We start from the raw sequence: 10,195 nt of genomic DNA, 5'->3' as shown, positions 1-10,195 counted from the left end.
GGGTGCGGGAGGGGCATGCCGGAGGATCCGGCCAGCCGGGCGGAGCCGTCGTCGTCGAAGAGGTAGGTCAGGGTGAAGGGCAGGTCGTAGGGGTTGCGGCCCAGTTGCCGGGCCGCGAAGGTCATGACCTCCTCCTCGGTGCGGACCACGCTGGGGTCGGAGCCCAGGTCCCGCAGGGTGGCCATGCGGCGCTCGCCGATGACGCGCTCGGTGTCCTCGCTGACCACGCACAGCATCCCGACCACGGCGCCGGTGTCGTCGCGCAGCGGGCTGTAGGAGAAGGTGTGGTAGCTCTCCTCGGGGTAGCCGGAGCGCTCCAGGAACAGTCGCAGCGCCTCGTCCCAGGTGGCCTCGCCGGTGGCGAGCACGGTGTCGATGCGGGGACCGATGTCGTTCCAGATCTCCGCCCACACCTCACCGGCGGGGCGGCCCAGCGCCCACGGGTACTTCTGACCGAGGGTGTCGCGACGGTAGGCGGCGTTGCAGAAGAACGTCAGCTCCGGTCCCCACGCCATCCACATCGGGAAGCGGGAGGACAGCAGGATGCTCACGGCGGTGCGCAGGCTCTGCGGCCAGTTCTCCGGGGGGCCCAGCGGGGTGGCCGACCAGTTCACGGCGGCCAGGTCCCGGCCCACCTCCGGATCGGCGGCGAACACCGGGGGTCCGCCGGCCGTCGGACGATCCCGTCCGACGTCTTCAGGCCCTGCCACGCGGCACCTCTCCTTCGAGTCCTTCGAGTCCTTCGAGTGCTTCGGATCCTTCTGGTCCCTCGGGGCTTCCCGGCGCGGGTGCCCCGGAGGGCGCTCCGGGGCCGGGCACACCCCGGGACACCCGCCCCAGACGTACACGCCCGTTCACGGTTCCCGTCGCGGCCACGCCGACGCGGGCGGAACCGAAACGCCGGACCATCGGGTCCCGTGATCGTGGTCGTCCGGCGACGGGACCGCCTCGTTCCGCGCCCCACTTGCCATTTCGTAGGATAAGCCAGCGGAACCGGGGCTCCCCCGGGCTCGGTCCGAGGCAGCGCAGCGCCCCCGCGGAGGGATGATGAAGAGACCCACCACCCGCCACGCGCCCCACCGTGCCCCGCGCCGCCGGGGCCCGGCCACCCCCGGCGCCGTCCCCACCGGGGCACCGCGGTGACCGGGACGGAGAGCACCCTGGTCCTCACCCGCCGGTCCCACCCGGCCGGACCGATCCTGCTCCGTCTGGACGGTGAGTTGGATCACCACACGGTTCCGCGTTTCAACCGGGAACTCGCCGACCTCCCCCTGTCGCCCGACACCGCCGTGATCCTCGACCTGTCGGGCCTGGAGTACTGCGACTCCACCGGCCTGACCGCGCTCGTCGGCGCCCACCACCGGGCCGGGACCGCCGGCTGCCGGATGGGCCTGGTCGGCCTCCGACCCCACGTGGAGCGGGTCTTCGTGGTCACCGGCCTCGACCGATTCCTCGCCCTGCATCCCACCACCGAGCGGGCCCTCGACCACCTGCGGCAATGAACGGCGGGCGCCCCGGGTGCGCCGGTTCCCCACCGTTCCCCACCGCCGGGGGGATGATCACACCGCACCCGCCGGCCGAGCCCGGACCCGGGACCCCGCCGGCGGCATGGGATGGTTGTCGTGTGGAAAACATGCCGGCGGTACACGGCGGGACGAGCGAGGGCGGTCGGAGGTGACGGGAATGGAACCGGGAGCGGCGGTGGCCACCGCCCGTCGGCTGGCCGAGGAGGTCCTGGCCCCGCGCGCGGCCTCCGTGGACGCCGAGCAGCGCTGGCCCGCCGAGGGCATGGCGGCACTGCTCTCCGAACTCGGCGGACTGGTGGTCCCCGAGGAATGCGGCGGGATGGGGCACGGCCTGTTGGCGGTGGCGCAGGTCGGCGAGGTGACCGGCCGGGCCTGTGCCTCGACCTCCATCTGTATGGGCATGCACCTGGTCGCCTCCGCCGTGATCTCCGCGAGGGCCACCGACCACCAGCGACGGCACCACCTCGAACCCATCGCCGCCGGGGAGCACCTGACCACCCTGGCGCTCTCCGAGCCCGGCACGGGAGGGGAGTTCTGGCTGCCCCGGACCCGCATGGAGGCCCGGGGGGACCGACTGCTCCTCACCGGCGAGAAGAGTTTCGTCACCAACGGCGGCCACGCCGACTCCTACGTCCTGTCCACCGTCGCCGTCGGGGAGAACGAACTGCCCGGCCGGTTCTCCTGCGTCCTCCTCGACGGGGACGACCCGGGGGCGACCTGGGGACCGCCCTGGACGGGCATGGGCATGCGCGGCAACGACTCCCGCTCCCTGCGCCTGGAGGAGGTGTCGCTGCCCCGCACCCGGCTGCTCGGCGAGGAGGGTGCCGAGATCTGGTACGTCTTCAACATCGTCACCCCCTACTTCCTCATGGCCATGGCCGGCACCTACCTGGGCGTGGCCTCCGCGGCCCTGGAGGAGGCCCGCCGCCACCTGCTGCGCCGCCGCCACGCGCACAGCGGCACCACCCTGGCCGCGCAACCACTGGTGCAGCACCGCCTGGGGTCCATGTGGGCACGCGTCGAGCGCACCCGCCGACTGGTCTACCGGGCCGCCGCGGAGGCCGACGCCGGCGGCCCCGAGTCCCTGCCCGCCCTGTGCTCGGCCAAGGCCGAGGTCGCCGAGACCGCCGAATCGGTGATCAACGACGCGCTCACCCTGACCGGGGGCATCGGCTACTCCCGGGACAGCCCCCTGCACCGGCACCTGCGCGACGCCCGTGCCGCCCACGTGATGGCCCCCCTGACCGACACGCTGCGGGTGTGGACGGGCAGAGCCCTGCTGGAACAACCCCTGTTGGGGGACTGAATGGCCTCTCCCCCCACGGTGCGGGTCCTCCTGGCCGGCGTGGACGACGACGCGACGTCCCGGCTGCGCGCGGCCCTCGGCGACCGGGCCGAGGTGAGCCGGCTCCGGCCGGGCGGGACCGTACCCGCCACCGACGCGGGGGAGCCGACCCTGCTGGTCGTCGGGGCCGGGGTGACCGCCCCGGCCGGCCTCGTCGGCGTGCTGCGGGACCGGACCGAGGGGCTCGCCGTCGCCCTCGTCACCGGCCCCGGGGGCGGTGCCGACCTCCCCGCCCTCACCCTGCTCGACCCCACCGCGCACATCACCCGGGTCCCCGCCGGCGACCCCGACGAACTCGCCCGGGTCGCGGGAACACTGCTCGACCGGCTGATCCTCCAGCACGAGTACCGCGCCACCCGGGCCGCGATGCAACGCCAACTGCTCGCCGGTGACGAGCCGGCCCGGCAGCCCGGCGAGACCCTGTTCGGCCCCCTGCACCACCAGGCCCTCATCGGCGCCGTCGCCGTGGACGACGGTGCCCGCCTCATCGGCTGGAACCGCAAGGCCGCGGAGATCCTCTCCCTGCGCCCCGACGCGGTGGGGAACCGCTTCCTCCTGCTCTTCCCCCGCCGAACCCGCGAGGACCTGCGCGAACACCTCGCCCGCGCCGCCCTCTCCCCCACCGGGCCCGACCTCTTCGAGCGCGCCGACGATGCCGGCGCCCAGCAGATCCTGCGGATGGGCGCCCAGTCGGTCACCCACACCGACGGCACCGCGCACACCCTGATCCTCATCGAGGACGTCACCCACACCACCGAGACCCGGCGACGACTGGCCGAACGCACCGGCCACGCCCTCCTCAGCGGGGACGTGGCCGCCGCGATGACCACCGGCGGCCCCCTGCGGCAGCGGCTCGGGCGCTCCGCGCGGGCCGTCGTCGACCGGCTGGACATCGCCCTCGTCCGGATCTGGACCCACGACCCCGTCGGGAACACCCTCTTCCCCGGGGCGGCGGCGGGATCACACGCCCGGTTCGCCGAGGACTCCCCCCTCGGGGCGGGCGACATCGAGGCCGACCTCGTCGCCGTCGCCCGCAAACCGCACCTGACCAACTCGGTGGTGGACGATCCCCGCACCGCCGATCGGGAGTGGGCGCGCCGTGAGGGCATGGTCGCGTTCGCGGGCTACCCGCTGATCACCGATGGCGAACTCATGGGCGTCATGGCCCTCTTCGCCCGTCGGGCACTGCCCGAGACGACACTCGACGCGCTGTCCGGCATCGCCGACCAGATCGCGGTCGGTATCCGCCAGGACCGTCTGCTGAACCGACTGCACGACACCGCCCGGGCCCTGCAGGCCCCGCTGCTGCCACCCGACCTCCCCCGACTGCCCGGGCTGGACATCGCCGCCCGCTACCGCGCCCAGGGCGACAGCCTGGACATCGGCGGGGACTTCTACGACGTGTTCCCGCTGTCCGACGGCCGGTGGGTCCTGGTGCTGGGGGACGTCTGCGGCAAGGGCCCCGCCGCGGCGGCCGTCACGGGGCTGGTCCGGCACACGGTGTGGACGGCGGCCCAGCAGGACCCCGATCCCGCGCGTGTCCTGCCCATCGTCCACCGGGCCCTGTGCCGGGAGAACAGCCCCTTCTGCACACTCGTCCAGGCCGTCCTGGAGCCGTCCGGGGCGGCCGGGCCCTCCGATGCCCCCTCCGTGCGGCTGCGCCTCGCCTCGGCGGGACATCCGGCGCCCCTGCTGCGGCGACACGACGGCCGGACCCGGCTCCTGACGGACCACGGCCCCCTGCTCGGCGCCTTCGACATCACCGAACTCCCCGTCCACACCACGGTGTTGCGTCCCGGTGACAGCCTCGCCCTGTACACCGACGGCTTCACCGAGGGCTCCGGCCCCCACCTGAACCGGGAACCGGAGGACCTGGCGGACCTCGTGGCCTCCTGGCCCGGCCCCGAGGGGGAGCGCCCGGCCGAGCAACTCGCCGACCTGCTCTTCGCGGACGCCCTCACCCGGTGGCAGGGAAGGCTCCGCGACGACCTCGCCCTCATCACCCTCACCGCCCGCCCCTGACGGCGCGTCGTCCTCCCCGCCCCGGTTTTCGGGGCTCCGGGTCCGGGTCCGTTCACGGGATCGAAGAGAGACCGGGCTCGCTCCGTTCCGTGTGGGAAAGGCGATCCCCATGGCTCGGCGCCTCCACCCGTCCTCTCCGAACCTTCGTGAATCAGCCGCACCGAACACCCCGAAACCCTAGGCTGTCCCCTGCCCTTGAGGTCGGAAGCACCGGTGGGAGCCGGTCCGTCCTCCTGCCTCCATCCGCTGAAGTTACGAAAGGGCCGGAACGCCCTGTGAACGAAACCGGCCCCGCCGGAGGGGTTCGCCCCGCCCTGACGGGGGACCCCACCCGCATCGGTCCCTACCGGGTCATCGGCCGTCTCGGTTCGGGAGGCATGGGAACGGTCCACGCCGCTCTCGCCCCCGATGGTCGACGGGTGGCGGTCAAGGTCATTCATCCCGCGCAGGCCGAGGACCCGGAGTTCCGCGCCAGGTTCCACCGCGAGGTGAAGCTCTCCGCCCGCGTGCAGGGACCATGCCTGCTTCCCCTGTTGGCCGCTGATCCGGATGCCGAGACCCCGTGGTTGGCCACGGCCTATGCGCCCGGCCCCACGCTTCATCAACACGTGACCGCGCGAGGCGCTCTCACCGGGGGCACCTTGTACGCCTTCGCCGCCGGAACCGCCCGGGCCCTGGCCGCCATTCATGCCACGGGCGTGGTGCATCGGGATGTCAAACCACAGAACGTCATTCTGGCTCCCGATGGGCCCAGGGTTCTGGACTTCGGCATCGCCCGGGCCTCCGACGGCACCGGCGTCACACGTACCGGGATGATCACCGGCACCCCGGGGTGGATCAGTCCGGAGCACTACCGCACCGGCACCACCGGCGCCGAGGGCGACATGTTCGCCTGGGGGGCTCTCGTGGCCTACGCGGCCACCGGCCGTCTGCCGTTCGGCACCGGCGCTCCCGACGTGGTCGTCCACCGTGTTCTGTCCGGGAAGCCCGACCTGGACGGCATCCCCGAAGACCTGCTCCCCACTGTCGCCGAAGCGCTCGCCGAGGACCCCCGGAAAAGGATCACCGCCGAGGCCGCGGCCGAGAAGTGCTCCGCTCTCCTCGCCTCCCGGGCCACCGTGGTACTCGCCACCGACGGCGAGTCCCCACCTTCCGACCTCGGACGGTTCTCCGAAGCCCAATGGGACATGCCACTGGTGGACGACCCGCCCTGGCACTCCGCTCCCGCGTTCCGGCGCGGACGTGTTCTCGCCCTCGCCCTGACGACGCTGCTCCTCGTCGCCGGCATCGGGGGCGGCGCCCTCGCGTTCCAACCCGGGGGGAGGACCGATGACGGCGACCCGCTGTCCGCGCGGGAATCCTCGCCCACCGAGGTGGTGGACGGTCCGGCGGCGGCACCACCTTCCCCCGATCGTCCCAACGGTGCCTCCGACCCCGACGAACCCACTGTCCCGCCCACGGGCGCCTCCGCCACCCCCGTGGAGGAGCCGGGAGACACCGCCTACACCCGGCAAGGTGACCCGACCGAGCCCCACCCCGAGGAGTGGGTGGCGAGCGTTCCCGCCGACCACCCCTCCGAACGGGAGGTCGAAGCAGCCGTCCGGGATCATCTGGCGGCGATCCTCGCCACGAAGCACACGGTCCCCGTCGATCCCGTGATCACCTTCAATCGCCGTGCCCAGACGATGATGGTCACCGCCGAGGCCGTCCCTCAGGCCCCTTGGGAGTATCAGGATCTCTTCCGCCGTGCCGGTGCGATGGCCGCGTGTACCGCTCTGAACGAACGCCTGCGGGACTCCCCCGCTACATGGTCGTACGGCAGGTTCGTCGTTCAATGGCACGACTTCTCCGCCGGAGCGGTGCCGATGATCCTCGGTTTCGGTGAGGCCGAGACGGGGTGTTCCACCACCATCGCCGGACGGTGGTACGGCGATGAGGAGGGCCTGTTCACCGCGCGGATGCCGAGTGCCGACCCCCGTGAAATCCGCATCGCCGATGATCTCGACCGCGAGATCAACAGCGCCTGGAGGACCCGCGTCGCCCACAGCCCCGGCCTGACACCCTTCATCCTGGAGGACCCCATCGATCTGGGATTCGACCCCGTGCAACAAGCCGCGTACGTCTGGGCCCTGGATGACGGAGCGCTCATGGGACGTGCGCAACAGAGCCACTTCTCGGAGACGGTGGAGAACACCCTGTGCCCGACGCTGTTGGCCGAGCGGCGAACAAATCCCGCCTGGGGATACACCCGCTGGGCCACCGTGGTGGACCCCCTGTACGACCACGCACCCGTCATCATCGCCTCGGGCGACTGTCCGGAGAACGCCTGAGTTCCCGACCGCGGAGGGACAGGCACTGCCGGCGCGGCATTCGGTGCGGCTCACCCGGTGCCCCGAAGAGAACGCGCCCCACCTCACCGAGGGGCCTTCCGGGTCGGCGGGGGAATCGGTGTCAGCACGTGCCCCGGCGCCGTCGGGGGGTGAAGACGACCCGCGGAGAGCCGTCCTTACCTGTGCTCGAACATGTCGTACCCCTCCGGGACCCGGTCCAGCGGCAGGATGTACGTGGCCGGGTGGGAGGTGTCGTTCCCGCCGGCCGCGGCGCCCGCCACTGCCAGGGCGCATGTTCCGCGTCCCCATCCTCGTCTCCTCCGCCTCGCCGGCGAGCACCCGGGCTCCCACCGGTTCCTCCCGGTGGGGCGGAGCCGTGACGACTCCGAGGGGACGCGGGCCCGCGAGCGGTGGTGTCGGCACCCGGTTCAGGCGGCTTTCCCGCCGCTTTCTCCCCCGTGGCGGAGTTTCCACTCGTCGGAGGCGTCGGAGTCGTGGTGGGAGTCGGAGGGTTCCGCCCCCTCCTCCGCCTCCCCGGCGCCGGCCAGGTGGCGCAGGCGCACCTCCAGACGGCCGTCCACGATCCGGCTGTCGAAGGCGGGTTGGGGCGAGGTGGCCGGGCCCTCCACGTTCCAGCCGTCCACCAGACGGAAGAGGCTGCCGTGCCAGGGGCAGCGCACGCAGCCGTCCTCCAGGGTCCCCTCCGACAGCGGACCGGCGAGGTGGCTGCACCGCTCGGCGAGGACGTGAACGGTGGTGCCGCTCTCGCGCACCACCACCACGGGCACCCCGTCCACGTGGCGGCGCACCGGCTCGCCCACCGGCAGGTCGGCGACATCGGCGATCGCGTGCCAACCGGGGCCGACCAGGTGCGGAACCTCCTCGGCGTGGTTGGCGCCCGAGGCCTGACGGTAGGCCATGTGGCCGCCCAGGGCCCCGCTGATCCCGACCAGGGCGAACCCGGTCCACCCCAGGGCCCGACCGGCGGTGTGCCGGCCCGCCCGGCGGGTCGCCCAGGAGGTCGCGTACACGCCGACGGCGGCGACGTTGACGGCGGCGTGGACCAGGCCCACGCGCTTCTGCTGACGGTGCAACTCGGCCCAGTCGACCCAACCCGCCCAGGCGGAGGGGACGGCGGCCACCGTGCCGACCCCGACCAGGGTGCGGGCCGCCCGACGCCGCCCCTCGCCCGGCAGCAGGTCCAGCACGCCGGCGGAGAACCAGGCGCCGATGGGCATCTGCACCAGCAGGGGGTGCGCGGGATGGCCGATGGGCTTGCCGTGCAGGACGTCCCGGACGGGGCCCAGTGGCAGGGCCCGGATCCTCCTGCCGATGGAGTCGATGAGGCGGTCGGCCCCCGGGTACCGCTCCAGCCGGTCCACCGCGGACAGGAAGCGCCCCGGACCGGCGGAGCGGCGCCCGTTTCCGTTCGCTGCGTTCATGGGGGGCGAGTAGCCCGATCGGCCCGGTGGAAACCTCCGGCGCGGGATCGGGGAGCGGTCAGGGGCGCGGGTTCGTCCTCCGCCACCGGGGACGGGCGTCCGGGCCCCGACGCCCGGCGACCGCCGCGCACCGCGGACAGACCCGGCGAACGCGGTCGGCGGCGCCGCCGGATTCGGGGAGTGCCTCGGCCCACGGGATCCCCGCCAGGCGCACCAGTTCCGAGCGGGCGAGGGAGAGCCCGCACACGGTCTCGTTCCTGCCGGGTTCCCACGCGTGCGCCTCTCCGGAGGGGAGCCGGCGCCCGTCCTCCTCATCGCGCCACACGCCCGAGGCCGCCACCCGGTATCCGTTTCGCCCGGTCATGTGGTCCGGGTTTCCATCGCCGGGGGTTCCACACCTCGCGGGCCCGGATCGGCCGGCACCCCCCGTGTCCGGGCTCCGGGCTCCGGGAGGACACGCCGGCCCCGACCGGTGTGTCCGACCCGCCGGTCCCATACCGTTGGGGCGGCTCCCGGGAGCGGGGCCCGGGGGTGGGAATCGGACGAGACGTGGAGGAGCGATGGTCGAGAAGTGGTCCGAGGCGGACGTGCCGGCGCAGGACGGACGGGTCGCGGTGATCACCGGCGCCAACACCGGCATCGGCTTCGAGACCGCGCGGGTGCTCGCGGAGCGCGGGGCGACCGTCGTGCTGGCCGTGCGGGACACCGAGAAGGGCGAACGGGCCGCCGCACGGATCACGGAGAGGGCACCGACGGCGAAGGTCGCGGTGCGGGAACTGGACCTGGCCTCCCTGGATTCCGTCCGGACGGCCGCCGAGCGGCTGCGCACCGAGCACGCCCGCCTCGACCTGCTGATCAACAACGCCGGCGTGATGTACACGCCGAAGGGCACCACCCGGGACGGCTTCGAACTGCACTTCGGGACCAACCACCTGGGGCACTTCGCCCTCACCGGCCTGCTGCTGGACCGTCTCCTGCCGGTGCCGGACTCGCGGGTGGTGACGGTCAGCAGCATGGCGCACCGCTTCCGCTCCGAGATCGACTTCGAGGATCCCCACGCCGAGCACTCCTACGACCGGATCTCCGCCTACGGCCGGTCGAAACTGGCGAACCTCCTGTTCACCCGCGAGTTGCAGAGCCGACTCGCGGGCCGGAAAGCCGGGACGATCGCGACCGCCGCCCACCCGGGGCTGTCGGCCACCGAGCTGATGCGCCACCTGCCGGGCCCGTTGAACGACTCGATGAAGCGGTTCGGTTCCGTGGTGGCGCAGAGCCCGGCGATGGGCGCCCTGCCGACGCTGCGCGCCGCCACCGACCCCCGGGTCCGGGGCGGGGACTACTACGGGCCGGACGGCTTCATGGAGACCCGCGGCCACCCCGTGCCGGTGAAGGTCGACGCCCGCGCCCGGGACACCGCGGCCCAGCTGCGGCTGTGGACCCTCTCGGAGGACCTGACCGGGGTGACCTTCCCGTTGTGAGCCGATCGGCCGGATGAGCCGGGCCGACCGGCCGATCGGCTCACAACGGGAA

8 protein-coding genes are annotated in these 10,195 nt (G+C 73.2%); 5 read left to right on the top strand and 3 right to left on the bottom strand.

Annotation, left to right across the window (positions count from 1 at the left end; all coding sequences use genetic code 11):
- Positions 1-521: PAS domain-containing protein (locus FOE67_RS07500; protein ID WP_228473656.1), on the bottom strand; the 521-nt coding region annotated here is incomplete at its 3' end.
- 618 nt (positions 522-1,139) lie between these two features.
- Here FOE67_RS07500 and FOE67_RS07495 point away from each other — a divergent pair.
- The 4 genes from FOE67_RS07495 to FOE67_RS07480 all read left to right on the top strand — a co-directional run bounded on the left by FOE67_RS07495 (position 1,140) and on the right by FOE67_RS07480 (position 7,223).
- Complete coding sequence (locus tag FOE67_RS07495) at positions 1,140-1,502, top strand: STAS domain-containing protein (RefSeq protein ID WP_182661751.1); 363 nt, start codon at positions 1,140-1,142, stop codon at positions 1,500-1,502.
- A 181-nt stretch (positions 1,503-1,683) separates the two neighbouring features.
- Entirely contained in the window at positions 1,684-2,832 is a 1,149-nt protein-coding gene (locus FOE67_RS07490) for an acyl-CoA dehydrogenase family protein (RefSeq protein ID WP_182661749.1), read from the top strand.
- Positions 2,833-4,893: a GAF domain-containing SpoIIE family protein phosphatase gene (locus FOE67_RS07485; protein WP_182661747.1), complete on the top strand. Its 2,061-nt coding sequence runs from the start codon at positions 2,833-2,835 to the stop codon at positions 4,891-4,893.
- A gap of 275 nt (positions 4,894-5,168) precedes the next feature.
- Complete coding sequence (locus FOE67_RS07480) at positions 5,169-7,223, top strand: serine/threonine protein kinase (RefSeq protein WP_182661745.1); 2,055 nt, start codon at positions 5,169-5,171, stop codon at positions 7,221-7,223.
- A gap of 428 nt (positions 7,224-7,651) precedes the next feature.
- Here FOE67_RS07480 and FOE67_RS07475 read toward each other — a convergent pair whose 3' ends face one another.
- Together FOE67_RS07475 and FOE67_RS29045 are read right to left on the bottom strand one after the other, a co-directional pair.
- Positions 7,652-8,665 carry a Rieske (2Fe-2S) protein gene (locus FOE67_RS07475; RefSeq protein WP_182661743.1) on the bottom strand — a complete coding sequence of 338 codons (1,014 nt, stop codon included), beginning with the start codon at positions 8,663-8,665 and terminating at the stop codon, positions 7,652-7,654.
- Between the two features lie 58 nt (positions 8,666-8,723).
- Positions 8,724-9,029 carry a hypothetical protein gene (locus FOE67_RS29045; RefSeq protein ID WP_228473654.1) on the bottom strand — a complete coding sequence of 102 codons (306 nt, stop codon included), beginning with the start codon at positions 9,027-9,029 and terminating at the stop codon, positions 8,724-8,726.
- A 196-nt stretch (positions 9,030-9,225) separates the two neighbouring features.
- Here FOE67_RS29045 and FOE67_RS07470 point away from each other — a divergent pair, with 196 nt between their 5' ends.
- Positions 9,226-10,143, top strand: a complete 918-nt coding sequence (locus FOE67_RS07470; RefSeq protein ID WP_182661742.1) for an SDR family NAD(P)-dependent oxidoreductase — start codon at positions 9,226-9,228, stop codon at positions 10,141-10,143.
- Positions 10,144-10,195 lie beyond the last annotated feature (52 nt).

Origin of the sequence: Streptomyces calidiresistens (assembly GCF_014141525.1) — a bacterium.
Lineage (GTDB): Bacteria > Actinomycetota > Actinomycetes > Streptomycetales > Streptomycetaceae > Streptomyces > Streptomyces calidiresistens.
This window is presented reverse-complemented; position numbering and strand designations above follow the sequence as displayed.